The 26,213-nt window shown below is 54.5% G+C and carries 26 protein-coding genes and 1 pseudogene; 8 read left to right on the forward strand and 19 right to left on the reverse strand.

Annotated elements, in window-relative coordinates; genetic code table 11:
* Positions 1 to 48 precede the first annotated feature (48 nt).
* Positions 49 to 210: a YpzG family protein gene (locus tag LG52_RS19215; RefSeq protein WP_075261674.1), complete on the forward strand. Its 162-nt coding sequence runs from the start codon at positions 49 to 51 to the stop codon at positions 208 to 210.
* 75 nt (positions 211 to 285) lie between these two features.
* Here LG52_RS19215 and LG52_RS13465 read toward each other — a convergent pair whose 3' ends face one another.
* Together LG52_RS13465 and recX are read right to left on the reverse strand one after the other, a co-directional pair.
* The gene (locus LG52_RS13465) at positions 286 to 624 is read right to left on the reverse strand and encodes a YfhH family protein (RefSeq protein ID WP_044732313.1); all 339 of its coding nucleotides are present in this window, start codon (positions 622 to 624) and stop codon (positions 286 to 288) included.
* Entirely contained in the window at positions 621 to 1,454 is an 834-nt protein-coding gene (recX, locus tag LG52_RS13470) for a recombination regulator RecX (protein ID WP_044732314.1), read from the reverse strand. Before recX ends, LG52_RS13465 begins: the two co-directional genes overlap by 4 nt.
* A gap of 92 nt (positions 1,455 to 1,546) precedes the next feature.
* On the opposite strand from recX, the gene LG52_RS13475 reads away from it, so the two are divergent.
* The 4 genes from LG52_RS13475 (at position 1,547) to LG52_RS13485 (ending at position 3,802) form a co-directional block, all read left to right on the forward strand.
* Positions 1,547 to 2,464, forward strand: coding sequence for a TIGR01777 family oxidoreductase (locus LG52_RS13475; RefSeq protein ID WP_044732315.1), 918 nt, complete (start codon positions 1,547 to 1,549; stop codon positions 2,462 to 2,464).
* A 246-nt stretch (positions 2,465 to 2,710) separates the two neighbouring features.
* Positions 2,711 to 3,265, forward strand: coding sequence for a GNAT family N-acetyltransferase (locus LG52_RS13480; protein ID WP_044732316.1), 555 nt, complete (start codon positions 2,711 to 2,713; stop codon positions 3,263 to 3,265).
* A 132-nt stretch (positions 3,266 to 3,397) separates the two neighbouring features.
* A complete protein-coding gene (locus LG52_RS19220; RefSeq protein ID WP_075261675.1) occupies positions 3,398 to 3,526 on the forward strand; it encodes a YfhE family protein in 129 nt (42 codons plus the stop codon).
* Between the two features lie 90 nt (positions 3,527 to 3,616).
* Entirely contained in the window at positions 3,617 to 3,802 is a 186-nt protein-coding gene (locus LG52_RS13485) for a YfhD family protein (RefSeq protein WP_011229952.1), read from the forward strand.
* Positions 3,803 to 3,865: 63 nt separating this feature from the next.
* Here LG52_RS13485 and LG52_RS13490 read toward each other — a convergent pair whose 3' ends face one another.
* Positions 3,866 to 4,696 (reverse strand): glycosyltransferase family 8 protein, encoded by an 831-nt coding sequence (locus LG52_RS13490; protein ID WP_044732317.1) that lies wholly within the window; start codon positions 4,694 to 4,696, stop codon positions 3,866 to 3,868.
* 449 nt (positions 4,697 to 5,145) lie between these two features.
* Between LG52_RS13490 and LG52_RS13495 the strand changes: the two genes are divergently transcribed.
* Both LG52_RS13495 and LG52_RS13500 read left to right on the forward strand, forming a co-directional pair.
* Positions 5,146 to 6,327, forward strand: a complete 1,182-nt coding sequence (locus tag LG52_RS13495) for a CaiB/BaiF CoA transferase family protein (RefSeq protein ID WP_044732318.1) — start codon at positions 5,146 to 5,148, stop codon at positions 6,325 to 6,327.
* A gap of 116 nt (positions 6,328 to 6,443) precedes the next feature.
* Positions 6,444 to 7,643, forward strand: a complete 1,200-nt coding sequence (locus LG52_RS13500; RefSeq protein ID WP_044733269.1) for an acyl-CoA dehydrogenase family protein — start codon at positions 6,444 to 6,446, stop codon at positions 7,641 to 7,643.
* 129 nt (positions 7,644 to 7,772) lie between these two features.
* On the opposite strand, the gene LG52_RS13505 is transcribed toward LG52_RS13500, so the two are convergent.
* The 8 genes and pseudogenes from LG52_RS13505 to LG52_RS13545 form a co-directional block, all read right to left on the reverse strand.
* Positions 7,773 to 8,087 carry a DUF3870 domain-containing protein gene (locus LG52_RS13505; RefSeq protein ID WP_044732319.1) on the reverse strand — a complete coding sequence of 105 codons (315 nt, stop codon included), beginning with the start codon at positions 8,085 to 8,087 and terminating at the stop codon, positions 7,773 to 7,775.
* Between the two features lie 477 nt (positions 8,088 to 8,564).
* A complete protein-coding gene (locus tag LG52_RS13510; protein WP_044732320.1) occupies positions 8,565 to 11,195 on the reverse strand; it encodes a DUF2309 domain-containing protein in 2,631 nt (876 codons plus the stop codon).
* Positions 11,188 to 12,690: an NADH dehydrogenase subunit 5 gene (locus LG52_RS13515; protein ID WP_044732321.1), complete on the reverse strand. Its 1,503-nt coding sequence runs from the start codon at positions 12,688 to 12,690 to the stop codon at positions 11,188 to 11,190. Before LG52_RS13515 ends, LG52_RS13510 begins: the two co-directional genes overlap by 8 nt.
* A 340-nt stretch (positions 12,691 to 13,030) precedes the next feature.
* Entirely contained in the window at positions 13,031 to 13,411 is a 381-nt protein-coding gene (locus tag LG52_RS13520) for a DUF2294 domain-containing protein (RefSeq protein WP_044732322.1), read from the reverse strand.
* Positions 13,412 to 13,864: 453 nt separating this feature from the next.
* The gene (locus LG52_RS13530) at positions 13,865 to 15,571 is read right to left on the reverse strand and encodes an ABC-ATPase domain-containing protein (protein WP_044732324.1); all 1,707 of its coding nucleotides are present in this window, start codon (positions 15,569 to 15,571) and stop codon (positions 13,865 to 13,867) included.
* A 238-nt stretch (positions 15,572 to 15,809) separates the two neighbouring features.
* A pseudogene (locus LG52_RS13535) lies at positions 15,810 to 16,088 on the reverse strand (TipAS antibiotic-recognition domain-containing protein); the annotation flags it as partial.
* Entirely contained in the window at positions 16,084 to 16,365 is a 282-nt protein-coding gene (locus tag LG52_RS13540) for a hypothetical protein (RefSeq protein WP_044732325.1), read from the reverse strand. The pseudogene LG52_RS13535 and the gene LG52_RS13540, both read right to left, overlap by 5 nt.
* A gap of 80 nt (positions 16,366 to 16,445) precedes the next feature.
* Positions 16,446 to 17,903, reverse strand: a complete 1,458-nt coding sequence (locus LG52_RS13545) for a protein adenylyltransferase SelO (RefSeq protein ID WP_044732326.1) — start codon at positions 17,901 to 17,903, stop codon at positions 16,446 to 16,448.
* Between the two features lie 191 nt (positions 17,904 to 18,094).
* On the opposite strand from LG52_RS13545, the gene LG52_RS13550 reads away from it, so the two are divergent.
* Positions 18,095 to 18,595, forward strand: coding sequence for a hypothetical protein (locus LG52_RS13550; protein ID WP_044732327.1), 501 nt, complete (start codon positions 18,095 to 18,097; stop codon positions 18,593 to 18,595).
* A gap of 161 nt (positions 18,596 to 18,756) precedes the next feature.
* Here LG52_RS13550 and LG52_RS13555 read toward each other — a convergent pair whose 3' ends face one another.
* The 8 genes from LG52_RS13555 to pdaA all read right to left on the reverse strand — a co-directional run bounded on the left by LG52_RS13555 (position 18,757) and on the right by pdaA (position 26,057).
* Positions 18,757 to 19,389, reverse strand: coding sequence for a response regulator transcription factor (locus tag LG52_RS13555; protein WP_044733271.1), 633 nt, complete (start codon positions 19,387 to 19,389; stop codon positions 18,757 to 18,759).
* Positions 19,364 to 20,416, reverse strand: coding sequence for a sensor histidine kinase (locus LG52_RS13560; RefSeq protein ID WP_044732328.1), 1,053 nt, complete (start codon positions 20,414 to 20,416; stop codon positions 19,364 to 19,366). Before LG52_RS13560 ends, LG52_RS13555 begins: the two co-directional genes overlap by 26 nt.
* A complete protein-coding gene (gene liaF, locus LG52_RS13565; protein WP_044732329.1) occupies positions 20,413 to 21,144 on the reverse strand; it encodes a cell wall-active antibiotics response protein LiaF in 732 nt (243 codons plus the stop codon). The genes LG52_RS13560 and liaF overlap by 4 nt, the downstream gene beginning before the upstream one ends.
* Positions 21,145 to 21,314: 170 nt before the next feature.
* The gene (locus tag LG52_RS13570; RefSeq protein WP_197071957.1) at positions 21,315 to 21,938 is read right to left on the reverse strand and encodes a PspA/IM30 family protein; all 624 of its coding nucleotides are present in this window, start codon (positions 21,936 to 21,938) and stop codon (positions 21,315 to 21,317) included.
* A gap of 27 nt (positions 21,939 to 21,965) precedes the next feature.
* Positions 21,966 to 22,325, reverse strand: coding sequence for a hypothetical protein (locus tag LG52_RS13575; protein WP_044732331.1), 360 nt, complete (start codon positions 22,323 to 22,325; stop codon positions 21,966 to 21,968).
* A 515-nt stretch (positions 22,326 to 22,840) separates the two neighbouring features.
* Positions 22,841 to 24,244 carry a 23S rRNA (uracil(1939)-C(5))-methyltransferase RlmD gene (rlmD, locus tag LG52_RS13585; RefSeq protein WP_044732333.1) on the reverse strand — a complete coding sequence of 468 codons (1,404 nt, stop codon included), beginning with the start codon at positions 24,242 to 24,244 and terminating at the stop codon, positions 22,841 to 22,843.
* Positions 24,241 to 25,107, reverse strand: coding sequence for a DNA-3-methyladenine glycosylase family protein (locus tag LG52_RS13590; protein WP_044732334.1), 867 nt, complete (start codon positions 25,105 to 25,107; stop codon positions 24,241 to 24,243). Before LG52_RS13590 ends, rlmD begins: the two co-directional genes overlap by 4 nt.
* Positions 25,108 to 25,265: 158 nt before the next feature.
* Positions 25,266 to 26,057, reverse strand: a complete 792-nt coding sequence (gene pdaA / locus LG52_RS13595) for a delta-lactam-biosynthetic de-N-acetylase (RefSeq protein ID WP_044732335.1) — start codon at positions 26,055 to 26,057, stop codon at positions 25,266 to 25,268.
* Between the last annotated feature and the right edge of the window lie 156 nt (positions 26,058 to 26,213).

Here is a 26,213-nt window from a genome sequence, read left to right on the forward strand (position 1 = left end):
ATCGTTCGCCGCACTCCCCCGGCACATTCCGCAGCGAGGTGAACAATCATGGGTCACCATCGGCGCAAAAAATTTTATGACAACTTTTACTCCAATCCGTTCGGGCAGCCGTGGGCCAATCCAAAACACGCCCACTCGCAAGTGAACGGCGAAACGCAGCAAGCGCTCGACCTCATCATTTTAGAGCGGCAGACGCGCAAGCAGTCGTAGCGGAACAACCTAGGGAGACACCCTCCCTAGGTTTTTAGGCTCTCTTTCCGTCCGACTGTGACCTTGTCCCGCCCGTCATGATTGAGGCAAATTCGGCTTGCGAAGCAGTGAAATCGGCAGCGCCTCCTCCTCTCCGTTTCCTTTCAACCGCCAACCCCAGGCGAACACTCCTTTCAAATAGCGCACTTTAAAATACTCCCCTGGCGCCCCTTCCACTTCATAAATCTCTCCCGGTGGAAAGTCTGCTGGATTGAGCATATACGCCTTCGCCATGGCGATTTTCCGCTCGTAGACGGCGTATTCGTTCACCATGCCCATCTGCTCCGCCTTTCGCGCCTTTTCCGTCAACACGGCGATCTCTTGTTGCAGTTCTTCTTTCGTCATTTCGCTGTACCGTTTTTGCTGCTCTTTCATGGTCGCGATCCCCCTTTTTCGCTTTCCTCACTGTCTTGCCGGCGCAGCCATTCATCGATCAAGTCGAGGGAAAACCCTTTTCGATAAAGGGCTTGGCGCATTTTTTGCTCATAAAGCGGGCGCGGGTGGTGCGCGTAGCGGCGGTGCGCTTTCTCCGCCTGAACACGGAGCGCTTCCCTTTCTTCTTGTTCAGTGTGAGCACTGCCCTCCGCCAAAACGGCGGCAATCACCTGATGCGAAAACCCTTTGCGCATCAGCTGCTGCCGCACTCGTTCCAAAAACGCGCGCGCCGATTCTGCCCGCCGTTGCTTTTTCGCCTTTTCGTAAAGCGAGCGGGCGACGGCCACCTGTTCAGCCAACGTATACTCCGCCAAACTTTGCTCGATCAAGCGGCCCGGCACGCCGAGCCGTTCCAGTTCAGCGCGGACAAGAAGCGGCCCTTTCGCCGACGTCTTTTTTTGGGTGCGCACATAAGCGGTCGCGAACGCCTCGTCATCGACATACCGCTCGGCGCGAAGTTTTTTGAGCACTTTCTCAATCACCGAATCCGAAGCGCCTTTTTTTCGCAAGTGCGCCGCGACCTCATGTTCCGAGCGCATCCGGTGCGCCAAAAAGTAAAGCGCCTGCTGATATGCCTTTTTCACCTCATCAGCATGCATAATATGTTGAAGCAAGTCGTCGCTGATCTCCATCCCTTTTTTCAGGCGGAATTGAAGCAGTACATCTTGATCAATGGTCAATCTCAACGGCGGTGCGCCGTCACGGTGCACGATAATCCAAAATCGTTCACCGTTTTGTTCTGTTGCGGCAATGTCGGCAATCGTTCCCATTGTTTGTCCCCCTTATTTTATCGTATCATAAGCAGGAACTTCTGACACGAAAAGAGAAATCATAAACTATATCATATGGAAGGGGAATCAAGATGCGCATCGCCATCAACGGCGGCACCGGCTTGATCGGCCGGGCGCTCGCCCGCCATTTTTCCAAGGAAGGGCATGACATCTACATTTTCACCCGTTCTCCCCAACCTTCAGAAGGTCGCATTCACTACCTTTCCTTCGACGGCGATGAAAAACCGACAGCAATCGATGTCGCCATCAATTTAGCCGGAGAGCCGCTCAATCGAAAACGCTGGACAGCAAAGCAAAAAGAGGTGATTCTCAACAGCCGCCTTCAAGCGACAGAAGCGATGACGAACTACATCCGTTCGCTGGCCGAACGCCCTGCGCTCTTTATCAACGCCAGCGCCATCGGCATTTATGGCACTTCGGACTCCGCGACATTTACCGAGCAAACGATCGATTACGGCGGCGACTTTCTAGCCCAGACCGTCCAAGCATGGGAAGCATCGGCCCGTCCGATCGAGAAGCTTGGCGTCCGCACCGTCTACGCTCGCTTTGGCGTCGTGTTTGCCCGACATGGCGGCGCCTTGCCGATGATGATCAAGCCGTACCGGTTGTTGGTCGGCGGCCCAATCGGCAGCGGACGGCAATGGCTGTCATGGATTCATCTTGAAGACGTCGTGCGTGCGGTCTCGTACATCATCGAACACGAGGAGCTGTCCGGCCCCATCAATTTCACTGCGCCCCATCCAGTGCAAATGAAAGAGTTTGGCCTGACCGCCGCCCGGCTTCTTCACCGCCCGCATTGGCTTCCGATTCCCGCTTGGACGCTTCGCCTTCTCCTTGGCGAAATGAGCATGCTCGTCACCAAAGGGCAGCGCGTCATTCCAGAGAAGCTATTGCAAGCCGGCTTTCGCTTTTCGTTTCCAACGTTGGAAGACTGTCTCATCGATTTGCTTTTGCCGCATGACCGACAAAAAATATCCAAAAAAAATTAACAAAAAAACAATTTCCTTTTTGCCTCCGATCGTGTATGATAAAGAAGACCTTAGACCAGTTGTCGCTGATAACCGCATACGAACAGGAACAATGGGGAAGGCAAATGGTGCGCCACCAGCGCTCGCGCTGGTTCTAGTGGGTTCGATTCCCACCCCGAAATTTTTTTAATGAAGTTTTAATAAAAAAATTTCGAGGGTGGGCTCCCGCTAGGAGGCTGCCCTCGGCATCCGAAGGAGGGATTGGCCATGTTGAAAAAACGCGAGCTGCAAGACTGCCATGCGCTGTACGAGCTGATGGTGCATCCGGACGTCTTCCCTTTCGTGCGCCAAAAGGCCAGCTCGTACGAAGAATTTTTATTCATGACGAAACAGCTTATTGAAGCGGAAGAACGCGGTGAGCTCATTTCGCGCACCATTTTGGACGAATGGGGAAACCCGATCGGAACGATCAGCCTCTTTGACATTCAAGATGGCGCCGGCTTTTTAGGCACATGGCTCGGCAAGCCGTACCATGGGCTCGGCTACAATCGGCGCGCCAAAGAAGCGTTTTTCCATGAGCTGTTTTATGAGTTGTCGATCGACACGGTGTTTTTGCGCATCCGCAAAGTCAACATCCGCTCGATCAAAGCGGCGGAAAAGCTTCCGTACGTCACGCCGGCCAATGAAACGCGGCGGGCGCTGCTCGAGCAAATCGGCGCGGATGTATACAATTTGTATGAAATTACGAAAGACAACTACACGCTCTATACGATGCGCCATCCCTCCTTCGCGCTCGAAGAGGAACAGCGCAAAGAGGCATAAGCCATAGGAGAGCGAATTGAATGCAAAAAGAGGCTGTCCAAACGGACATCCTCTTTTTTGCGTGCATAAAAACACCGTGTTTCGCGCAAAATGGAACTAAAGGAATATGAATGCAAAGCGAGGGAATAAGCGATGGCGGAAAAACGGAAGCGCGAAAAAGTGAAACATACATTGACGAGCGCGCAAGAAGTAAGCTACGCCCGCGATTTTAAAATGGCGGATCAGGCGGGCGGCTATACAGACAAAAAAGCGCGCCGCTAGAAACGATTGCTATTTATACAGCGGCGCCGTCCATGCCATCCTAATGAATGAATCATACGATTCACACTTTGCAATAGGGGGGCATGGGGGATGGGCCGTTCTCGTGGACAACGGACGCGCGACAAAAACAAAGCAACTTTGCCGCAAGTGCCGAAACAGCTGAAATCTGACGGCATTGATGTCGAATACTCGGCAGAATTTGCCGACCACGAAGACCTCGAAGCGCAAGCGCGCGCGGCCGCAGCCGGCATCCGCCGGCAAGAGCGCAAACAGTAACCAAACAGGGTGCCCCGCTTTTGCGGGGCACCTTTTCCCTTTAAACGTGTTCTCGAAATCGCGCTACACCGTCGCCTCTCCTTCGAGCTCCAACACTTGGCTGTACCGTTTATAAAACCGTCCAAGCTCCCCTTTGTAATTGTCTTTCCACGGTTTCTCCTTGCCGCAATAATGGATAAAAACGGTGTTTTCCTCAATCCAAGCTAAATCATGTTTCGGGTTGGGCAACAGCTGCAAAAAGTCATAATAGCGCGCGTCGTAGTTGTAGCGGTAGCCGTCGACCGGTTTAATTTTGTCCCAGTACAACCCGTTTAACACGTCTTGGTCGGGAAGAACAAGCTTGAACCGGTTGTCGCGGATGAACTGGTAAATGTCCGCAAGCCGAACGTGTTCACGCATCATCGCAATGTTCATCATCATCACACCCGTATTGAAATATCCTTTCGCGTTCGGCGTTTTTAACCGCAACTTGTTGAACAAGTTTGCCACCTTCGTCGAATGGGTATGCTCAGCCGCAATGAACAAGTTCCCTTCAAAGTCCATGTCATACAACTCATCCATCGGGTTGATCGCCACAATATCCGGATCAAGGTACAAGACACGGTCGACGTCTGGCGGCAAAAACAAATGCGCCGCCAATCGGTAGTACATCTCGACGGTATAATGGCGAAACACGGGGGCGTCATGAAACAGCTCCGGGTCAACGTATATCGGCACGAGCTCATGCCCCTGACGGCGGACAAACTCGCCAAGCGCCTGAAGCTCATGCTCGGCAATGCGCGAGTAAAGCAAGTAAAACGTAAACGGGCGCCGGTTATTGCAAAACAGCGAATGCATCAAGACTTTTAATGGCGGAAGATAATTGGCGTCTGTCGTGATTAACACTCGAAACATGCCTGATCACTTCCTTTGCGTCATCAATTCCCCTTTCTCTACAATTATATAGAAATTCGGGCGAATGTTGCGCCTTTTTCGCGTCGTTTTGTCCAAAGGCGCGGCAATCGAACTCTCCTTCCCATCTCGCGCCGACTTTCACTGGCAAATTTGTCGTTTAACTATTTACAATTATCAAACAAATAACTATAATAAAACATATAGGGCAGCCGTCTCCTGCCAGCTCGGCCGCTTGTGCAGACCGGACGGCCTCTACCATCTGTCAGACAGCCCCGTTGCCTGACAGGCAATGTCGGCGGTTTGCTTTCCTACATCGATCACAAAAGAACTGTGCGGTCTGACGGCATCTCCGCGCCGAGACGCCTTCTCAGTCCGTTCAAGCCGGTTCCTATCTTGCACGCTGTATAGGAACCGGCTTTTTGCATGAAAACCGAAAGGAGGGGAACATAATGACAGGGGCGCTTGATGGTGTGCGTGTGCTCGACTTGTCGCGCGTATTGGCCGGCCCGTATGCGACGATGATTTTAGGCGATTTAGGCGCTGATGTCATCAAAGTGGAGGCCCCCGGGGGATCGGATGACACCCGGTTTTGGGGGCCGCCGTTTCAAAACGGCATGAGCGCTTACTATACCGCCGTCAATCGAAACAAACGAAGCATCACCGTCAATTTAAAATCGGCAGAAGGACAAGAGACGATTCGCCGCCTCGCCGAAACAGCTGATGTCCTCATTCACAATTTTAAGACCGGAACGATGGAACAGTGGGGGCTTGGCTATGAAGCGTTGTCGCGCCTCAACCCACGCCTCATCTACTGCTCCATCACCGGTTTTGGCGAGACGGGACCGCTCGCTCCGCTTGCCGGGTACGACTACATCATTCAAGCGATGAGCGGCTGGATGAGCATTAACGGCACCGCGGACACCGGTCCGCTCAAAGTCGGCGTCGCCGTCACGGATGTATTCACCGGCCTGTATGCCGCCATCGCGATCGAAGCGGCGCTTTGGGCCCGCCAAAAAACGGGGCGCGGGCAAAAAATTGATCTCGCTTTGTTTGACTGCGCCGTGAGCGCGCTTGTGAATGTCGCCGCCAATTATTTGTTGTCCGGCGACGTCCCGAAGCCGCTTGGCAATGAACATCCGAACATCGCCCCGTACTCCACATACGAGGCAAGCGACGGACCGATCGTCATCGCCATCGGCAATGACCGGCAGTTTCAAGCGCTTTGTTCGTTGTTGTCGGACCGCTCGATCGGATCCGATCCTCGGTTTCAAACCAACCCCAGCCGCGTCGCCCACCGAGATGAACTAAACCGGCGGCTGAACGAAGAGATCAAGCAGCGTTCGCGGGCCGAGTGGCAGCGCCTTCTCGCTGAAAAAGGCATTCCGTGCGGACCGGTGCAGACGCTCGATGAACTGTTCCACCATCCGCAAACGGCGGCGCGCGAGATGACGGTTACAGTGCATCATCCAACCGTCGGGAAGCTGAAACTTGTCGCCAGTCCGATCAAACTGTCGGAAACGCCGGTGTCCTACCGGCTGCCGCCGCCGCTGGCCGGCGAGCATAACCGCGAGGCTGAAGCGTTATGGCGAAACGGGCCAACACCCGAAAACTGTGATGCCAAGTCGCCATGACTAACGCGAAGTCGTTGCTTCCTGCCGCGGCCGGCTGCCCGCCGTTGCAAAGAAAACGCGGTCATACCGATATCGGCTTTATACAACAAACGGATGCATAGAGGGGGATGGAAACGATGATGAACTTCGACTTTACACCCGAACAAGAAATGCTTCGGCAAACGGTGCGCAAATTCGTCGATAAAGAAATTATGCCGTACATCAAAGAATGGGATGAGCGCGGCGAATTTGACCGCAACATTTTCAAACGGCTCGCCGAACTCAATCTAATGGGCGTCTGCATTCCGGAGGAGTACGGCGGCATGGGAATGGATTACAACTCGCTCGCCATCGTCTGCGAAGAGCTCGAGCGCGGCGATACGGCGTTTCGCACCGCCGTGTCGGTCCACACTGGTCTTAATAGCCTCACCCTTTTGCAATGGGGAACGGAAGAGCAGAAACAAAAATATCTCGTCCCGCAAGCGCGCGGGGAAAAAATTGGCGCGTTCGGCCTGACCGAGCCAAACGCCGGCTCGGACGTCGCTTCGATCCAAACAACCGCCATCCGCGACGGAGATGACTATATTTTAAACGGGCAAAAAACGTGGATTTCCCTTGCTGACATCGCCGATCACTTTCTCGTGTTCGCCTACACGGACAAATCGAAAAAACATCGCGGCATTTCCGCCTTCATCGTCGAGCGGACGATGCCCGGCTTTTCATCGCGTCCGATCAAAGGGAAGCTAGGCATCCGCTCCGGCAACACAGGCGAGCTGTTTTTTGACAACGTCCGCGTCCCGAAAGAAAACTTGCTCGGCGAAGAAGGCGAAGGATTCAAAATCGCCATGTCGGCGCTTGACAATGGCCGCTTCACCGTCGCTGCCGGCGCGGTCGGCCTCATTATGGCGTGTCTTGAAGCAAGCGTGAAATATTGCCATGAGCGAAAAACGTTCGGCAAAGAAATCGGACGCCATCAGCTCGTTCAGCAAATGATCGCCCGAATGGAAGCCGGCTTGCAAATCAGCCGCCTGCTCGTCTATAGAGTCGGTTTTCTCAAAAACGAAGGCCGGCGTTGCACCCGCGAAACATCGCTCGCCAAATGGATCGCCTGCGACTATGCGAACAAAGCCGCCGATGATGCCGTGCAAATCCACGGCGCCTACGGCTATTCGAACGAATACCCGGTCGAACGCTACTTGCGCAACTCGAAAGCGCCGGTCATTTACGAAGGAACGCGGGAAATCCACACGATCATGCAAGCGGAATACGTGCTTGGCTATCGTCAGGACAAACCGCTGCGCAAAACACTGCCGGCATGGCGGCCGAATGAAAACTAGAACATCGTTGCCATCATGTCTGGCTGTCGCGTTCAAAAGGGAAATGCCCGTCAAATCGAACACAACAGGTTCGCCCTCATAATAAGGAAGGGTGTCCTGAACCTTTTGGGACACCCTCTCAACCGCTTATCACTCTTTCTCCTCCATTTTGCCATATTGTTTGTACAAATCTTTCAGCGCTGCACAAAGGGCAGAATGGGCTTTCCCCAAATACCCTTCATCAAGCTCAGCGAGCAAACCGTCGATGCCATCGCGCAGCGAATGGCCGCGAAGCAGACGGGCGATGTAATCGCGCCCGTGTTCAGTGGCGAGGGTGCACGACGCCTCGACGATCACCCCGTACTTTTTATCAATTTCCGCCGTAATCGTTAACGTATCATATAAGCTCTTCGCTGCCATTCCGGCCGGAAGCCGCGCATGCCCGGCGATAAACTGCGTTTTCATCCCCCTACCCCTCTTTCCTTCTCGACTGATGCTGGCAACGTATTTATTTCGCGATCTTTTGCTGCTTTTCCTGCCGTTTCATCACAGGAACAGCATTCCATCCCCTTTCGCCGCGCGGCGGCCATCGTCATGAAGGTTTTCTAAAGGGCGGGGGATTTAGCGAAAACCATTGTCGGCCCTAGCTGTTTCTCAATTAGAGAAGCTTTGCCACACCCGGTTTCTTTTCTGAGCAATTTCCGCCAATTTGCATGCGGCTCCCATTTTTCACCTCCCTTCTAAAAGGGGGGCGATTTAGTGAAACCAAATTCCCCTCACCAGCCTTCTAAAATGGCAATAGAGACGGCATTTATTCTTATTTCGCTCATCCACAACGCGGAACTGCTGCAGCATATGGTCAAATCTCGCCCCGTGCCCTTCGCTCGCTTCAAGAAAAAACCGCCCGCCGGACAGCACCGGCAAGCGGCAGAGCGTTTTTTTCTAGCACTGCGGCACAGAAGCAAGGCGATCCCCTTCCCAATCCACCCACTCCCCATTGTTGGGGTCAATCGAAGCAAGATGGAGCCAGCCGTTTTGGACTTTGCGCCGGAATTGTTCATTGTCGCTGAGCAGCCGCTCGATATAATGAGACGGCGCTTCGATGATGACAAGCAGCCGAAGCGGAGAGTGAAACAGCTTATGGTCGGAAGCAGCGACCGACTGCCACGGCAAGCCTGCCAACAAATCGCTGCCGTTCCCTTGCATCACGCCGATGCCGCCCGTGACCGTCTGAATCGTTTTGTCGCCGCTCCCGTAATAATGCGGCACAGCCGTTGAGGCATAATATTGCAAATTGATCCATTGCCCGACCGTCGCTGGTCCGGCGATAATGCCGGCGAGCGCCTCCCCGGTCGGATCTTCCCGCCAGTCGTAGCTGTGCAAAAAGACGCGGCCGTCTAGGTTCACCTCTTTGGTCAGCTGGCGGCGGCCGATCAAGAACGCGGCGTTCCCGGCCAATCCCCATTCCGGCCGGATTTCGCTCCAATCAACAGCCCGCCGCTGCGCCTCGGCCACCGGATCACGCGGAGCCCGCCCAACATGCGGCAGCTTTGTCATCCGCTCGGCGTTCGCGCGGCGGCTCGCTTCATGAAGCGCCTGTTCCAGCTTTCGAAACGCCGCCTCGGCTGATTCAGACAACAGCGGCACATCGAGCCAACGCAATTCATCCAGAGTGGTCATATGCTCGGCTGGAACAAACACCGTTTCATCCGGAATGATGATCCCTTCGTCCGCCAGCGCTGCGCGCACTTCCGGCAAGTTGGCTAACGCCGCAAAGACGCGGGCGTTCAACGCCCCTGCCGCGCCGCCGCACGCGCCGCAATCGAGCGCCGAAGCGTACGGGTTGTTGGCCGTCTCGCTCTCATGGCCGCAAACGACAACGAGCGGGGCGAATGAAGACGTCAAACCAATATTGACGAGCAGCTGCTTCACATATTGCACTTGCTCTTCTGTTGTGAAGCCGATCGGCAAGCCCGTCGATTCATCCCACCCATGGCGGTGGAGAGACAAGGCGGTCTTCGGCTTTTGTTCCGCTGCCGCTTCCGCCAGGCGGACAGCCCGACCGGCCCAAGACGGAGCCGCGCTGCGGGCGAGCGTATGGAGGCCGAGCCAAAGTCCGCTCATTTCCGGAAGCAATAGGCCGGCCAACAAATGTTGTTTGATTTTTTTAAACGTCTGCCCGACGAATCGGAACGCATCACGACGTCGGCGGTACGGGCGCGCCTCTTCCGGAGCAGCGGTCTCCCTGATTTCATGTTGCGGCGCGACGATCGCCGGACATGATGGATGAGGATCATCGCTGTCAAGGGCGCGCGTCTGAATCGGCAAACCGAAAAATCCGGCGCAGCCGTACGTTTCAAACGGGCCAATCGCTTCCAAATGGCGCCGGAACGGCTCGGAACGGACGTCGATGCAAAACAACAGCTGCGCCTCGGCCGGCTTCGACTCATCCGCTTTGCGGCGCATCAATACCGCTTCTTTCAGTCTCGCTTCATACGTATCCTCCCACGCCTCAAGCCAGAGATGGAACCGGTCAATTCGCCAAAATCGATCCACAAAAGCCAAGCGGGCTTGCTGCTCCTCTTGGGACAGGCGCTTCCATTCTTCCGGCGTCATCTCTCCCCAATACAGCCAGGCGGCAAACAATAAGCGCACATCATCGCCATCCGCATCATCTTCCCGTTCAAGCGGCAAATACGGCGCCACAAGCGCCCATTCGAGCGACAGACGGACGGCCAAATAATCGATCAATCCCCTCGTTTCGCCGCCCGTCCGGCGCGACTGCCACACAACCATGCCGGCCCAGCCGGGCAACGCCAACAAATGCGCCTCGAAATAAGCGGCGGCCTCATCATGGCGAACCCCTAATTTCGCCAACGCCTGGCGGAGCGCCTCTTCCCCGTCGTGCGGCCAATCAGCAAGCCGCTTCCGCTCCTCTTTCGACAACGCCGGATCGGCGGCAACGAGCCGGCGCCATGCCGTGTAAAACCCTAGTTCGCGATGCGGAAGCGCCCACGCCGCCGCATGTTGGTCATAAAACAGCTTGCACCATTTGACGATTTGCTGATTAAGGCGTTGGCTCATGCCATGAAGATGGGCGCTCATCGTCCGGACAGGCGCCATACGCCATGCTGTTTCCCGCGCGAGGTCGGCCCATTCCAGCGAATGAAGGGCATCGTTTGGCACCGCCTCATCCCAAAGGAGAGCGCGGCACAGCCGCTCCGCCTTATGGCGCCGCACGGGAAGCGGCTTGCTGTCAAGCCAGCGCTGCAGCCTCCGCTCAAGGAATACGATGTCGATTTCCCCTTTGGCCAGCGCCGCGCGAAAGACCGCCATTGGCGGATACAAATCAATTCCATGCGCCCACTGCAAGCGGTCGGCCGCATCAGCAAACGTCCGCTCTTCAAGCCCCATCCACGGGTGACGGACGATAAACGCCGAAATCGGCCAAAGCGGCGCAATCACTTTCGCCGCCTCGCTGACGACGGCAGCAAGCGGACGTTCCTCTATAGCAGCGCCGATGGGCTTCGATTCCTTCGCTGACCGCTCAAGCGACGTGGCACTTTTACTCATGAGCCATTCCCTCCTTCATATAGGATGCCAAATAGCGCGGATGCGTCTCCATCGCCGCCGGGCGCGGCTCCCCAAGATGAACGAGATGCATATACAAACGGACACCAAGCGCCGAGGTGCGCTTGTTTGCAAGCAAGACAGCCGCCAATGCCGCAGCCGCAAACAAGATGCCAGCCGTCCATTCGAAAGATGCGGGCGGCACAAACATCGATGTTTCTCCGCGATGGAGCAACGCCAAAAACTGATGGCGAACCGTTTCCGAACCGAACGCTAAAACGGCGGCCGACATCAGGCCAATCCAGCGTCCTTCGCGGAAATCGGCGAGCCGCCCCCAAGCGACCGCCGCCGAAGCGCCAAGCAACAAGGCGCTCAGCAGACGGGCGGGTTCATCCGGGGAGGCGAACCAAAAGGCGGCTCCAAGCAACGCTCCGAAGAGAAGACTTCCCCTAAACAAGCCGTTTCCTCTTGGAAGCGCCGCACGGCCGATTCGCGGCACAACGGAACCAGACTGCAAAAAGAGCGTTGCTTTAAACATCCCGTGCAGCACTAAGTGTACGACCGCCGCCCCATAGGCGCCAAGGGCGCATTGCACAAGCATAACCCCCATTTGCGCCATCGTAGAGGCGACAAGCTGGCGTTTGTAGTCGACATGCACCAAACTGATGCCCGTGCCAATCAAAATCGAGCAAAAGGCGATCGCAAACAGCGCGATATGCACCCCCGTCCCGCTAAACAGCGGGGAAAAGCGCCAAAGCAAGAGCCCCCCGGCATTGACGAGCCCAGCATGCATCACCGCCGACACCGGCGTCGGCGTCACCGCCGATTCCATCAGCCAGCGGTGAAACGGCCATTGTCCGGCAGGGATGATGGCCGCCACGATCAGAAGCCCGCTCATCACCGCTTTTTCCCACGCAGCAAGATGGACCAATCGCTCCGCCGCCAACGCGGATGGGAGCGTCCATTCGCCGGTCGCCGTCCCAAGCCAGATGGCAATGGTCGCGACAGCCAGCCAACTAAGGAGGAACACGGCCGCCATTTGCCGGGCGACAAACCGGGCCGGCCGCCACTCTTTTTTCAGCCCTGTTAACGCCACAAGCCCGGCCAACGGCAGCCCCCAGCATAAGGCCATGAGGCGCACATCACCGCTTGCCCACGTCAGCGAAGCAGCCAGCGTTGTCCATGTCAACAGCGAAAAATAGAGCCGATAAACGCGGTCTCCGTGCAAGTAGCGGACGGCGAACCGTTGAATCGCCCAACTGAGGAGCGAAATATAAACGGCAATGAGCCAACCGATCGCATCAAACCGCCACGGCCCGACCTCCAAGCTGCTGGCGACGATCCATCCCGCAGCCGCCGCCACACCTGGAAGCAGCAACAGCCAAACATGCGTGTGCACATACCGCTCCGGCACGCGCGGATTGAGCCATATCGCCGCACTGATGAACACAACCGCAACCGAAGCGAGCCATCCCCATCCAAACCATTCCACTGTCATGTTGTTCTCCTCCCCTCGTCGTTTCTTTTCCTTCGCTCGGGAGAAAAAGAAAAACCGGCTATGTCAATCAGGCAAGGCGGCCGAAAAGCCACACCATTGCCCATCGATTGCCCATAGCCGGTTTATCTTCAACCAGTCGCCGCGCGATTGTTTGAAGATCTCCCGCCGTGCAACAGACGCTGATCGGTTTCCCTTCAACGAACCTAAGCTGATGTAGGTTTTTTGAAGGGCTCCCGACACCATGTCCCGCATTATTTTATTCTATAGTTACTATACAAAAGTTGTTTTAATTATACAATAACTTGATGAACATTTCATCAAAAAAATCACTTTTTCATATTCAGGAAGACGGTTCGTTCGCCAATTGTTTCTCCAAATCATTAAACAGTTTAAAGATGATCACCCGCTCACCCGTTCTCGTGCTTAAATCCGTATGAAAGCTTTTCACTTTCTCTCCGGTGATTTCAAAAATCATTTCTTTCAAGTCATCGACTCCGGATTCGACCAAACTCGTCCGCGACCGTTTCACGGACAACATTCCTTCCTTCGATTCGCAAAGAGCGTATTCCGCAGGCGTCAGGATGCCGTGCAAGGAAACGATGATCATATCGCGCAAAATGTCGGTTTTCACCGATACCGAGCCGCGGCCGAGAAAATCTTTTTCCCATTTCGTTAATGCTTTGCTGATTTCCGATTCCATCCAACCTTTTGACTTATTCATGCCCTGATCCCCCTAACCAACCCGCGGCTTCCCGCCGCCATCCGCCACGTTGCACTGATAAACATTATTATAGCCGTAATCGGTGGATGGCGCTAGAGGCAAAATCGAAAGGGCGTCGACAGAAAGCGGATTCATTCACATTTTGCCGGCTGTTTTTTATTTGCCGGGGCATGAGGCATCGTCTATTGGAACAAGAGCAGTGGCCCCGCACCGGTCGCGCCTGGGCCGATACCGGGCATGCGGCCTCCCCTGTTGAAACAAGAGCGTCCATTGTTCCGTTGGCCAGCAGGGAAAACAAACGCCCTTGCCTCACATCCTGCGGACCCTAATTTTTTGTTGCAGCTGGGAAAAACAAAAACCAAGCCATTCCTCCTCCCAAATAACACCGTCACCCAGCCTGCCACGGAAACGCCGCCAAGAAAAAGCAAACCGGCTTTCTCCTTTCCAAGCTGGCTACTGCTGGACACACCGGAGCGTTCGCAGCCGGTTAAGCGCCGCCGCCAGCTCGAAGCGGCGCGGGCGGGCGAGTTCACCTGGATTCCCTTTTCGGAACGAAACGGAGCCTAGCCCTTGCCGCTCCCATTGTTCTTCGATCGCATCGAGCAGTTGGCGGATGGTTTTCTTCCCATCAAGCCATCCTTTTCGCTCCATATACAGCAGCGCCGCGGCGATCGCTCGAGTCTGGCTGTCATCGACCAGCTGCTCAAGCGCATAAAGCAATAGATCGGTTTGTCCGTACTGAATAACGTGCCGTCCGCGCGCGACAGCTTTTGCTTTTTTTCCTTTTTGGCTGTTCAAACTCACAGGCAGTGGAATGCGCTCACGGATGCGGCCGAACGAATCGCCGCCTTCGGTTTTCCGTCCCGATGGCATCCGGGCGGCGATTCTCTTCGCTTCCGCGGTCACATCAAATGGAACGTACTGCTCCATTTTGATCACACAATCCGCAATCTCGAAATAATCTCCCAATCCTCCGACGACAAGAACGGTCGAAATGCCGTAGTCATGAAACAGTTGGCGCGCTTTGTCAATATAAGGCGTGATTGGTTCGGCATCTTTCGCGATGAGCGCCTGCATGCGCGCATCGCGGATCAGCAAGTTCGTCGCGCTTGTATCTTCGTCAATCAAAAACGCCGATGCTCCCGCTTCAATCATTTCGATCATGCTTGCGGCCTGTGAGGTGCTGCCGCTTGCGTTTTCCGTCGAAAATTGCATCGTCTCTTTGCCGTGCGGCAGCGTGCCGATGAACGGAGAAATATCAACATTTGCAACGCTTCGGCCGTCTTCGGCGCGAATTTTCACCGCCCCGCTGTCGGTGATGACAAACTCACGGCCGTCCCCGGCGACATGATCATACACACCGTGCTCCAACGCCTGAAGCAACGTCGATTTGCCGTGGTATCCGCCGCCGATAATGAGCGTAATCCCCCGGCGAATCCCCATCCCTTTGATCGGTTCGGCGCGGTGGGGAACCGGGATCGCAATCTCCAGCTCCGGCGGGCTTTGAAACGGCACCGCTCCACGTTGCAGCGGCTTGTCGCTCACTCCGCTTTCCCGCGGCAAAACCGCACCGTTCGCGACAAACGCCACCAATCCGTGTTCGCGCAAATAACGGCGAATGGCGTGCTGCTGATCGGCAAGCTCGACCGCCGCACGAATGTCCTCTTCCCGAAGGCCGTACACCGCCCGCTCGATGACGGATGGAATTTGCTCGAAAAAGATGGTCTCGGCTTCTTTCGCCAAAATGCGCCGCCCATTCGCCGGCAAACCGACCGACAAACAAACGGCAATCGTCTCGTCAGCCACTTGCACGGCCGTCCGTTCCAACACTTTTTGCCCCGGGGCGTCAATCAGAACAAGTCCGCTTTTTCCCGACCCGCGCGCCTGCAGCGGCCATTGCCGCAATGCATGGTGGATGCGGCGCGCAAGCAAGTCTTCGCAGCGGATACGTCGAGGCTTCGTATCAGTCCACTCCGCCGCCAACACGGTTTTTGCCCGCGGCACAATCACGCGAATTTTCGACGGCTCAGCGAACGGATCGCCCTGCACATGGTCAATTGCAAGCGTAAACGTTGGGAACCGATACGTACCTTCGATCGCTTTATATGCCTTATAGCCTTTTTGGTCGATCGACCGTAGCCGTTGTCTCAGTGTTTCCATCCAACCATCCCTTTCTTTTTCCCTTGACTCCTACTTCTAACAGACAACTTTCAGAATTGGATCCAACTCCAAGGATGCCCAGCCATGCCTAATGGATCCTGCGTGACACTTCCATAGCCATGTTCAACCCTTGTGCGCCCCCCTATGCACCATTTTGATTGTACCGCAAACCGATCCCCTTCATCCATCACCAGCAAAAACAGCGGCCCGCCTATTCTTAGGACGAGCCGCCTGCTGCTTAACGATCTTTCATTCCGGTATAAATCAAAATCGCTTCTTTGAGAAATTCCGCCGCTCCCGGGTGCACGCGGTCATAGTACGCTTTGAACCGTTCGTCCTCAACATACATGCGCGCCAGGCCGGCGTGCGCCTCTTTGGAATAATGGTTCCACCAGAAACCAAGCCACTGCCGGTGCAAATCGGCCGCCCGCTGCGCCGCCTCTCCGGCCGGGTCTCCGGACAACATCGCTTCTTTCAATGCTTCAAGCACGTCCTGGCTGAGCCGCTCTGCCTCATTTCTTCGTTTCCTCGATATGCGGCATCTTCGTGATCACAATCGGAAGTTCTAAATCGACGTTAGGCAGCAGCTGTGGCTCGCTCGTTGTTTCCATCGCCCCTGCTTGTTTCACATGGGGCGAAAGCGGCTCGCCAACCGAATCGCGGATGATGATAGGCTGGCGAAACGACGCATATGGTTCTTTTGTTTTGTCCGTCTCAGCCAATTGCGAAGAAAAGGCGGCAGCACATACAAACAGCATTCCCGCCGCGGCAAAGAGAAGAACATTTCGCTTCACTCACACCACCTCTATCCAAATTAGACGATGCAAAAGGTGATTCGTTTCTCCTTTGCCGCTAAACGAAAGCGTCATCACCATTACGTCCCGCAAAACGTCCGGTACGGTTGGTCGGACGGAGGCGGCAGTTCAGCGTATTCCTCTTGCTCCGGCAAGTAGGCGTACGGGTCGGAAAGAGCTTGAAGGAGGCGATTCATCACGCTGTAATCGCCGCCGTTGACCGCGGCGGCAAGCGCCTCTTCGACCCGGTGGTTGCGCGGAATGACGGCCGGATTATGGCGGCGCATCCGCTCATACGCTTCTTCCTTTGACACCGATTCTTGACTGATCCTTGTTTGCCATCGCTCATGCCACTCGCGAAACTCGGCGGCGTCAAACAGCGCCATCCCCGTATACTCACCTAACGTCAACACCCGGAACGTGTTCGTGTAATCGGCGCAGTGCGCCTCCATCATCCGCAACAAATCCGCCGCCAGCGCCTCATCTCCCTCCTGCTCTTCAGTCAGGCCGAGTTTCGCCCTCATCCCGCTAAGCCAATGGCAATGATACCGCTTCGGATATTGATCAAGCGCCTCTTGGGCAAGTGCGATCGCTTTTTCTTCATTCTCATCAAGCAGCGGCAACAAACTTTCCGCAAACCGGGCTAAATTCCAGCCCCCGATGTACGGCTGGTTGCCGTACGCATACCGCCCTTCGGTATCAATCGAGCTGAACACCGTCGCCGGGCTATATGTGTCCATAAACGCGCACGGCCCATAGTCGATCGTTTCCCCGCTAATCGTCATGTTGTCGGTGTTCATCACCCCGTGGACAAAGCCGACAAGCTGCCATTTGGCGATCAGTTCGGCCTGACGTTCAATCACTTGTTCAAGCAAAAACAAATAACGATTCTCGGTCGCTTCAAAGCTGGGAAAATGGCGCTCGAGTGCATAATCGGCCAACGCGCGCAGCTCCTCTATCGTCCCCCATTGCGCAGCGTATTGGAACGTCCCGACGCGCAAATGGCTCGAAGCAACGCGAGTCAACACCGCCCCAGGCAATTCCGTCTCCCTCACAATCGTCTCCCCCGTTGTGACGACCGCCAAGCTTCGCGTCGTCGGGATGCCGAGCGCGTGCATCGCCTCGCTCACAATGTACTCCCTCAGCATCGGCCCAAGCGCCGCCCGCCCATCACCGCCGCGCGAATACGGCGTCCGCCCCGAACCTTTCAGCTGGATGTCCACCCGCTCCCCGCTTGGGGTGATATGCTCGCCAAGCAACACCGCCCGTCCGTCGCCAAGCATCGTAAAATAACCAAACTGATGCCCGGCATACGCCTGCGCGATCGGCTCCGCCCCATCCGGAATCTCATTTCCGGCCATCACCGCCACCCCTTCGTCGCTTCGCAGCGCCTCCTCATCGAGCCCAAGCGTTGCCGCCAGCTTTCGATTCAGCACCGCCAGCTTCGGCGCGCGCACCGGCGTGGGAAGGACGTTGCTGAAAAAGCGCTCCGGCAGCCTCGCATAACTGTTATCAAACTTCCATCCTGCGTCCAACATCGTCATCTCCTTTGCGGTCAAAGCCTACTCCTTGTATGAGTTTATTGTACGGCAAATCGAGCGGCATGATAAACCGAAAACGCGCGATCCTAACCAAAACCGAACCGTCAACGTTCGACGAAAACCACCATATTTTCTCTTTCTTTCTCGCCCTGTTTCTTTGTATAATACTTGTGAGGAGGTGAGAAAAAGTGGAAGAGAAAACAATCATTCAAGCCGTGCTCCAAGCGCTCGAACAACATTCTGACAAAATCAGCTCAAAAATGGAAGAAATGGAGCAACAACTGCACTCCAAAATACACGCAATGGGACAACAACTTCGCCACGAAATGCAGGAGATGGGGCAGCAACTCCGCAACGAGATGCAAGAGATGGGACAACAACTCCGCAATGAAATGCAAGAGATGGGACAACAACTCCGCAATGAAATGCAAGAGATGGGACAACAACTCCGCAATGAAATGCAAGAGATGGGACAACAACTCCGGGCAGAAATCCGCGCTGTTGAGACCCGTCTTGAGGCCAAAATCGACTCCCTTCGTGAGGAAGTGCAACAGATGAACAGACAACTGAACGAACGAATCGACCACCTTGAAGAAGAATTGACAGATACTCAAGCCTCGGTCGAAGTGTTGACAACAAAAGTGCTCCACCACGACCGAAAACTTCGGCAATTGACCAAACAAGCGTAATTCCTCTCAGTTAGCCAGCCATTTTTTCTGTCCACCGCGAGCTAAAAAACCGCTCCGTTTTCACCTTTTTATCGGCATGAATGAAATGGAGCGGTTTTTGTATGAACAGAGCACAGCGACGATTTTTCGTATTTTCACCTTCCTCGCCACTCGAGCACTCCTCATTTCACCAATCCATGCCGAAACGCGTAAATGACCGCTTGCGTCCGGTCTTGGACGCCGAGTTTGGCGAAGATGTTGCTCACATGCACTTTCACCGTTTTGAGTGAAATGAACAATTCATCGGCCATTTCTTGATTCGTTTTCCCTTGCGCCATCAACAAAAGCACTTCCATCTCCCGGCTCGTGAGCTGTTCATGCGGCAGGCGCTCTTCCTGTTTCCGATAGTTTCGCATCACTTTTCCGGCCACTTCCGGTTCGAACACCGATTGCCCGTGGAACGTGGCGCGAATGGCGTCGGCAATTTCGCTCGCTTTCGATGTTTTCAATAAATAGCTCGTCGCCCCTGCTTCAAGCGCGGCAAACACTTTTTCATCATCGAGAAAACTCGTCACGACAATGATTTTCGCCTCCGGCCACGCACCGATGATTTCGCGCGTCGCCGCAATGCCGTCCATCGGCTCCATGACAAGATCCATCAAAATGACATCCGGCCGCAACGTGAGAGCGAGCTCAACTCCCCTTTTTCCGTCTTCCGCCTCGCCGATCACCTCCATATCCGGTTGGGCCGATAAATAAGCCGACACGCCAAGCCGCACCATTTCATGATCATCGACAAGCAGCACCTTGATCACGATCATCCCCCCTATACACAATCGGCACTTTCACTTCCAGCCTTGTCCCTTGGCCTTTTAAGCTGACCACTTTTAACGTTCCACCGATTTCCGCCGCCCGCTCATGCATGTGCTGCAACCCGTACGAGCCGCTTTTCGAACGTTCCACATCAAAGCCGACGCCATCGTCGGTGACGCGCAAAATGGCAAACCCGTCCCGTTCGATAAGCAATACTTCCAACGACTGCGCTTTCGCATGGCGCAGCGTGTTGGAAAGCGACTCCTGCAAAATGCGAAACAGATGGTCCTCGACTCCTTTATCGAGCGAAATGTCTTCGATTTTCCATTTCATCTCGAGCGGCACTTTGCCCGCCAGTTCAGTAAGCAGTTCGTTCATCCCTTCTTGGAGCGATTTTCCTTTCAGCTGCACCGGCCGCAAGTGCAGAAGCAACGCTCGCATTTCCAATTGGGACTGGTGAATCATTTGTTCCACCATGTTCAGTTGCTTCCGATGGCGTTCATCGTCCGGCGGCATCGTTTCCATGACGGCTGACATCATCATCGAAGCGGCGAACAATTGTTGGCTTACGGAATCATGCAGTTCCCGCGCCAGCCGCGTGCGTTCTTCGGAAAGAATGCGTTCAACGAGTCGTTCTTCCTGTTCGGCCTTTTCCGCCGCCAATTTTTGCACGCGTTTCGTTTGCTCGAGCCATTGCGTTTGCAGCTTCTCGATTTGCCGCCAAAGCTCTTGCAGTTCCGGCGGCGGCTCTTCCCGATGCAACTCCCCCATCTCTCCTTGTTCAATGCGCCGCAGCGCCTGCACAACCGCTTGCCATTGCTTGCGAAAGAAGGAATCAAGCATCAATCCCACAGCGATCCCCATACACAGGCTTACGGCCAACACAAACAGCAAAAACGGCAACCCCATCACGGTTTGCTCCCACAAAGACGACCACATTCCGGGCGGAAGCAAATAGAAAAAGGAAACGAGCAACGCTGCAGCAAGCAGAAGCGCAAGCAAAACAGAAACGAGCATCGGCCGGCTCATACACGTTTCACCTCGACATTGCCAATGATCATCGAGGTGACGATTTTTAGCTTTTGCTCCGCTTGATCATACGAAGAAGTTTGATAAATGAGCGTCTCGTTGAACATTTTTTCCTGTTCCTTTCCAAACAGCGAGGCAACGCCGAAAATGGCGGAATGAACGAGCCGTGTTTCAATTTCGTACGGAACGAGAATTTGAATGTTGCCGATCAAGCCGCGCACGATAATGACTGCTTCCCCTTTCGGAAGCACAGTATAGCTGACATCAATGACCGTATCCCCGATCCCCGTTTGGATATTGACATCATTCCACTCATACGATTGTTCTGGGGTCGCTTGCCGGCCAACCCATACATTTTGAAACAGCGGTTGACGGCGCACGATTTCCTCTCCCCCATACGAGTTCTCAGCCATAGGCGGACGGATCACCATCGGATGCCGCTTCGACTGAAACCATTGCCAAAGGGCATAACCCAACAGCGCGACCATGACAAAACGAGCGGCCATCATCGTTAACACATGAACTGCCAACATGATGCAGCCAAGCCAAAACAGCCATTTTCCTTTCCGCCGATGCCTTTTTTTCCTTCCAACATAAATCAAACCGACTGATATACTCAATGAAAACAGCACGCCCGGGCGAAAAAACGAAATTTCAATCGCAAAAAGGAGCAGGGTCACCAACGCAACCCAACTGACATAATCCGTTTTCTTCCGTTGATCGAGCATGCAGGGATCCCACCTGTTGTCTAAAATGAAAAACGTTGTCTCAAAAGATTGTTTTCATGTTCTTCTCATCAAGGCACAACATATTATTGATTGGGCATGTTTCATGCGCATACACAGGTATGAAAGAAGGTGTCCCATTATATTGTTGGGACACCTTCTAGCATATCCGGTTAGTTTCCTTCCTGCAACTGCTTTTCCAGCTGAGCGATGCGCGCATCGATCGTGCTTCGGTAATAATCGGAACGAACTTGCTGCTCAAGGCGGTCAAGGTAGACTTCTGCATCGGCAAACGCCGCCAGCGCCGGGCCGGCGTCCCCGTTGACCACCCGATGGATGCGGTAGTGCGCCCGAGCCGCATTCTCCCGCCCCATCAGCTCCATGCGCCGCATTTGCATGTCTTTCAGCTTGTGTTTCATCTCTTCGTATTTCGCTTCCAAGCCAAACAACTCGCGGCTCGTTTGCTCGAACAGCTGTTTCAAGCGGGCCGCCCGCTCCGCGTATTGCGCCTGCTCGCGCCGCGCGAATTCAGCCAGCTCCATTTCCCCAGCTTGCGCCGCCACCTCCGCCTGCTTGCTTCGCTTTTCCGCCATCTGTTCGGCTTCGCGATGTTCGCGGGCAAACTGCTCTTTCAGCACATATTGGCGCTCGAGCAGCTGTCGCACCCGCTCGACTTCCTGTTCACATTGGCGCAAATAGTGATTGAGAAGCGCGATAGGGTTTTTCTTTTCTTTTTCGTCAAGCCATTCATGGAGATCGGCTTCAATGATCGTTTTCAAGCGTGAGAACACACCCATCATCGATTCGCTCCTTTTCCATTGGTTTCATGAATAATGCTTTTGCAGCTCCGCCCATTGTTTTTCAAAATTGACAAACGGGTCGTCTGCTTCTGGAACGGCGTGCTCATCTCTCGTTCCATTCCATTTTTTATACACAACATACAGCACATACGCCGCGACAAGCGCCACAAGCGCCGGCACATTCGAAGCGCTGGCCACTAACGCCGCACAGCCAATGAGCGCCCACACCACTTTTCCGAATGTCGATGGGGCTTTCAAACATTTCTTGAACGCATAGTACAATACCGCCAGCGTGATCGCCAGCCCGACAAGCGGTCCAAGATGAAACAGCAAAACAAGCGCAGCAATGGCTCCGGCGAGCAGCAGCCCGATTTTTTTTCCCATCCTTTTGCCTCCTTTCGTCTTCCATCGTACCGCAGACAACCTGCTTTCCTTCATGTTCTGTAGATATATTTTGTCTACGACTGGAGGCGTATTTTTGACAACTAAGCTCTAATTCAGCGCAAGCTATAGCATATGATTTGTGTTTCACCGTAAATTCCTAATAAACTCCTTCCTCCCCACCCCGCTCCAACCCGCATTCTTACGTCCCCATTTCTTCCTACTTGAAATAAACTCGTTCGTCCTCCCCCGATTTTTTCGATGTTTTTCTCCGATTTTTTCCGCTTCTTTCCTCCAACTAAGCATGACTTTTTTTGATTTTTGGAAAAAGAAAAAGGGAAGAACGAATGATTCCTCCCGCTTCTTCCCTCTTATTTTCTTCACATGCTTATGCAATTTTCCTTGATATTTCAATGATTTTCCCGCTTTTCCTCTCCCTTTTCTTTTCCCATGTGGAGCGGAACATGATCGATATCTTTTCCAGTAAAATTCATCGAAATTCCAATTTTATTTGGTGTTTACACACTCAGCCGCAACTTCGCCACCGCCTCGACATGCGCCGTGTGCGGAAACATGTCGATCGGCTGAATGTAGTTGACGCGATACGCCTCGGCCAAGACATCGAGGTCGCGGGCAAGGCTGGACGGGTTGCACGAGACGTAAACAACTGTTTTCGGGCGGACGCGGAGAATCGTTTCAAGCAAAGCCCGGTCGCAGCCGACGCGGGGCGGGTCGACGATGATGACGTCCGGCTTCCAGCCTTCTTTCACCCATTTCGGCAGCCAATATTCGGCTTTGCCCACGACATAGTGCGTGTTGGTGAAACCATGCTTTTTGGCGTTGTTTTGTGCGTCTTCGATCGCTTCCGGAATCGTGTCCATACCGCGCACTTCTTTGGCATCGCGAGCAAGCCACAAACCGATCGTGCCGACGCCGCAGTAGGCGTCAACGATCCGCTCCGCTCCGGTGAGGGCGGCCGCTTTTTTCACTTCGTCGTACAATTTCACCGTCTGCAACGGGTTGAGCTGGAAAAAGGCGCGCGCCGACAGTTCAAACGACAAATCGCCGAACGTTTCTTGAATGTATTCGTCGCCGGCGAGCACTTCTGTCTCGTCGCCGAAAATAAGCGACGTTTTTTCGCCGTTGATGTTTTGCACGATCGATTTCACTTCCGGGAGGCGGCGGCGGATTTCCTCGATCAACAGATCTTTGCGCGGAATGTCTTTTGTCGCCGTCACAAGCACAAGCTGAATGTCGCCCGTATGGAAACCGACGCGGACGACGATTGTCCGCACGACGCCCGTTCTCGTTCGCTCGTTGTAAATCGGGATGCGCAAGTCTTGCAAAATCGTTTTGACAATGTTCGTGACGCGCGTCGTTTGCGGATGCTGGATGCGGCATTCGGATAGGTCAACGAGCCGGTGGGAGTCGAGGCCGTACAGCCCGGCGAGCACTCGTCCTTTTTTCACCCCGACTTGGAACTGGCTTTTGTTTCGGTAATGCCACGGGTCATCCATGCCGATCGTCGGGCGGATGTCAAGCTTGTCGACATCGAGGCGCCGGGCATGGCGGCGGAGCGCCTGGATGACAATGTCGCGCTTCGCCTCGAGCTGCGCCTCGTACGCCAAGTGCTGCAGCTGGCAGCCGCCGCATTGCTCATAAAGCGGGCATGGCGGCTTGATGCGGTTTGGCGAGCGCTTGCGAATGCGCTTGATTTTCGCTTCAGCGTAGGTTGGGTGGATGTCCGTCGCCTCAACGATGACTTCTTCACCCGGCAAGGCGCCGGGGACGAAGACGACTTGTTTTTGAAAATAGCCGACCCCTTCGCCGTTAATGCCGATCCGCTGAATGGTCAGGGGAAATTGGTCGCCTTTTTTGATTTTGATGTTCGTTTGTTGCTTTGCCATATCGGTCCCTCTCATTCGATGCTTCGCCATAAATAAAGCGCCGCATAGCTGGCGTACGGCTTCCATCGTTCGCCAAGAGCCGCCATCTCTTTTGTGGTCGGCCGCTTCGGAAGACCGAACCGTTTTTCGACCGCCCGCTGCAAGCCGATATCGGCTGGGGGGAAGACGTTTGGGCGGCCGAGGCCGAAGAGAAGGAAGTTTTGCACCGTCCACGGACCGATGCCGCGCACGGCGGTCAGCCGCTCCATCACGTCGCCGTCTTCCATCTGCCCGAGTTCGTCAAGCCGCAGCTCCCCTTCGGCAATGAGGCGCGACACATCGACGATATATTCGGCTTTCCGCCCGCTCAGCTGCAAGGCGCGCACGTCATTGTACGAGCGGGCGGCAACTTCTTCCGGGCGCGGGTAAAACCAAACGCCGTCCCGTTCCTCGCCGAACGTTTTCACAAACCGTTCCGTCAACCGATAGCCGACTTTCAAATGAAGCTGCTGGTGGATCAAACATTTGATTAAGCAAAAATATAAGTCAAAATCGAGCACAAGAGGCATCCCTTCGTATTCATCAAACAAAGGCGCCAGCTCCGTTTGGCGAAAATGCTCGTGAATCGGCCCGAGGGGCGCCCGCCATTGAAATAGATGCGAAATCCGCTCCATGATCTCGCCTTGCCGCTCGGCATGCGGAGCCGAGACGACAAAGCGAGGATCGCCTTTTGTGCCGATGCTTTCAATCATGACCGGCACCTTTAAACCATCGAGATGAAGCGGCACGGTGATGCGCCGCCGCTTCAAATCAACCGCCAGGAGCGGATCCAACGCAAGCCGTTCAAGCGCGTGGGCGAAATCGTACGGGGCGGGCACGGTGACGGTTTGTTGCCACATCGTTCTCACCTTTCTCATTCGTCCGTGCCCTTATTATAACGAAAAACGCTCCGCCGCACCAACGAGCCGAACAAGGCAACTGCATGCGCTTCGGCTGGCGCGGCAAGGCGGATTTTCGAATGGCGTCCCGCCTGACGATGCTCAATGGATGGGACGGATTACGGACGAAACAGCCACGGATGAAGGCCGGTCTTGTTGGCCATGAGATCATCAAGACTCGCGAACGTGTATCCCTGTTTGCGCAAGTCGTCGATCACTTTCGGCAGCGCTTCGGCATTGTCTTTGGACACGGAATGCAACAGCAAAATCGCCCCCGGATGAATTTGTTTCATAATTTGATCATAGGCATACTGCCAGCCGCGCTGGCGGTCCGTTTGCCAGTCGACGAAAGCGAGCGACCAAAAGACGTGGTAATAGCCAAGGTCGCGGGCGAGAGACAACGTCCGCTCGCTGAAAATGCCGCGCGGCGGGCGGAGATACATCATCCTTTTTTGTCCGGTCATCTCTTTTGTCTTTTCCCTTACCTTTTCCAGCTCTTCCCGCAGCCGTTCATCGCTCACCACCGTCAAATCGGGATGGTGCCATGAATGGTTGCCGATGATATGCCCTTCCGTTGCCATCCGTTTGACTAAATCCGGGGCCGTTTGCAAATAATGTCCAGTGACAAAAAAAGCGGCTGGCACATGTTTTTCCTTTAACACGTCCAAAATTTGCGCCGTATAGCCGTTTTCATACCCGTTGTCAAATGTTAAATAGATCGTTTTTTCGCTCGTGTCGCCTAAATAAAAGGCGTCATATTTGGCGAGCAGCTCATCGAGCTCTTTTCCCGCCGATGGGGGCTTGTGGTTTTCGCTCCGCTTCAATCCCCAATGGATCGGCGCATTGCTTATGGCAAAAGCAGGTGCGGGAAAAAGCACGATCGCTAAAACGAGAGAAATGAGCCATCTCATGCCTAGTTCCTCCTTGGCCGCCATCTTTTCCTCTTTCTTATTGTTTTCACCCCTGACCGCTTTACGCGCGCCATTTTTTGCAAAAAAAAAAGCCCCAAAAACGAGCGCTTTGGGGACCGAGAAGAAAACGGGATCAGCTTGTTTGTCTACCCATAG

It is taken from the genome of Geobacillus kaustophilus, assembly GCF_000948285.1.
GTDB lineage: Bacteria > Bacillota > Bacilli > Bacillales > Anoxybacillaceae > Geobacillus > Geobacillus thermoleovorans_A.

What these genes read in the sequence shown, in the direction of transcription:
- LG52_RS19215 (WP_075261674.1), top strand. Translation starts at nt 49, where the DNA reads ATGGGTCACCATCGGCGCAAAAAATTTTATGACAACTTTTACTCCAAT.
- LG52_RS13465 (WP_044732313.1), bottom strand. Translation starts at nt 624, where the DNA reads ATGAAAGAGCAGCAAAAACGGTACAGCGAAATGACGAAAGAAGAACTG.
- recX (WP_044732314.1), bottom strand. Translation starts at nt 1,454, where the DNA reads ATGGGAACGATTGCCGACATTGCCGCAACAGAACAAAACGGTGAACGA.
- LG52_RS13475 (WP_044732315.1), top strand. Translation starts at nt 1,547, where the DNA reads ATGCGCATCGCCATCAACGGCGGCACCGGCTTGATCGGCCGGGCGCTC.
- LG52_RS13480 (WP_044732316.1), top strand. Translation starts at nt 2,711, where the DNA reads ATGTTGAAAAAACGCGAGCTGCAAGACTGCCATGCGCTGTACGAGCTG.
- LG52_RS19220 (WP_075261675.1), top strand. Translation starts at nt 3,398, where the DNA reads ATGGCGGAAAAACGGAAGCGCGAAAAAGTGAAACATACATTGACGAGC.
- LG52_RS13485 (WP_011229952.1), top strand. Translation starts at nt 3,617, where the DNA reads ATGGGCCGTTCTCGTGGACAACGGACGCGCGACAAAAACAAAGCAACT.
- LG52_RS13490 (WP_044732317.1), bottom strand. Translation starts at nt 4,696, where the DNA reads ATGTTTCGAGTGTTAATCACGACAGACGCCAATTATCTTCCGCCATTA.
- LG52_RS13495 (WP_044732318.1), top strand. Translation starts at nt 5,146, where the DNA reads ATGACAGGGGCGCTTGATGGTGTGCGTGTGCTCGACTTGTCGCGCGTA.
- LG52_RS13500 (WP_044733269.1), top strand. Translation starts at nt 6,444, where the DNA reads ATGATGAACTTCGACTTTACACCCGAACAAGAAATGCTTCGGCAAACG.
- LG52_RS13505 (WP_044732319.1), bottom strand. Translation starts at nt 8,087, where the DNA reads ATGAAAACGCAGTTTATCGCCGGGCATGCGCGGCTTCCGGCCGGAATG.
- LG52_RS13510 (WP_044732320.1), bottom strand. Translation starts at nt 11,195, where the DNA reads ATGAGTAAAAGTGCCACGTCGCTTGAGCGGTCAGCGAAGGAATCGAAG.
- LG52_RS13515 (WP_044732321.1), bottom strand. Translation starts at nt 12,690, where the DNA reads ATGACAGTGGAATGGTTTGGATGGGGATGGCTCGCTTCGGTTGCGGTT.
- LG52_RS13520 (WP_044732322.1), bottom strand. Translation starts at nt 13,411, where the DNA reads ATGAATAAGTCAAAAGGTTGGATGGAATCGGAAATCAGCAAAGCATTA.
- LG52_RS13530 (WP_044732324.1), bottom strand. Translation starts at nt 15,571, where the DNA reads ATGGAAACACTGAGACAACGGCTACGGTCGATCGACCAAAAAGGCTAT.
- LG52_RS13545 (WP_044732326.1), bottom strand. Translation starts at nt 17,903, where the DNA reads ATGTTGGACGCAGGATGGAAGTTTGATAACAGTTATGCGAGGCTGCCG.
- LG52_RS13560 (WP_044732328.1), bottom strand. Translation starts at nt 20,416, where the DNA reads ATGAGCCGGCCGATGCTCGTTTCTGTTTTGCTTGCGCTTCTGCTTGCT.
- liaF (WP_044732329.1), bottom strand. Translation starts at nt 21,144, where the DNA reads ATGCTCGATCAACGGAAGAAAACGGATTATGTCAGTTGGGTTGCGTTG.
- LG52_RS13570 (WP_197071957.1), bottom strand. Translation starts at nt 21,938, where the DNA reads ATGGGTGTGTTCTCACGCTTGAAAACGATCATTGAAGCCGATCTCCAT.
- LG52_RS13575 (WP_044732331.1), bottom strand. Translation starts at nt 22,325, where the DNA reads ATGGGAAAAAAAATCGGGCTGCTGCTCGCCGGAGCCATTGCTGCGCTT.
- rlmD (WP_044732333.1), bottom strand. Translation starts at nt 24,244, where the DNA reads ATGAGAGGGACCGATATGGCAAAGCAACAAACGAACATCAAAATCAAA.
- LG52_RS13590 (WP_044732334.1), bottom strand. Translation starts at nt 25,107, where the DNA reads ATGTGGCAACAAACCGTCACCGTGCCCGCCCCGTACGATTTCGCCCAC.
- pdaA (WP_044732335.1), bottom strand. Translation starts at nt 26,057, where the DNA reads ATGAGATGGCTCATTTCTCTCGTTTTAGCGATCGTGCTTTTTCCCGCA.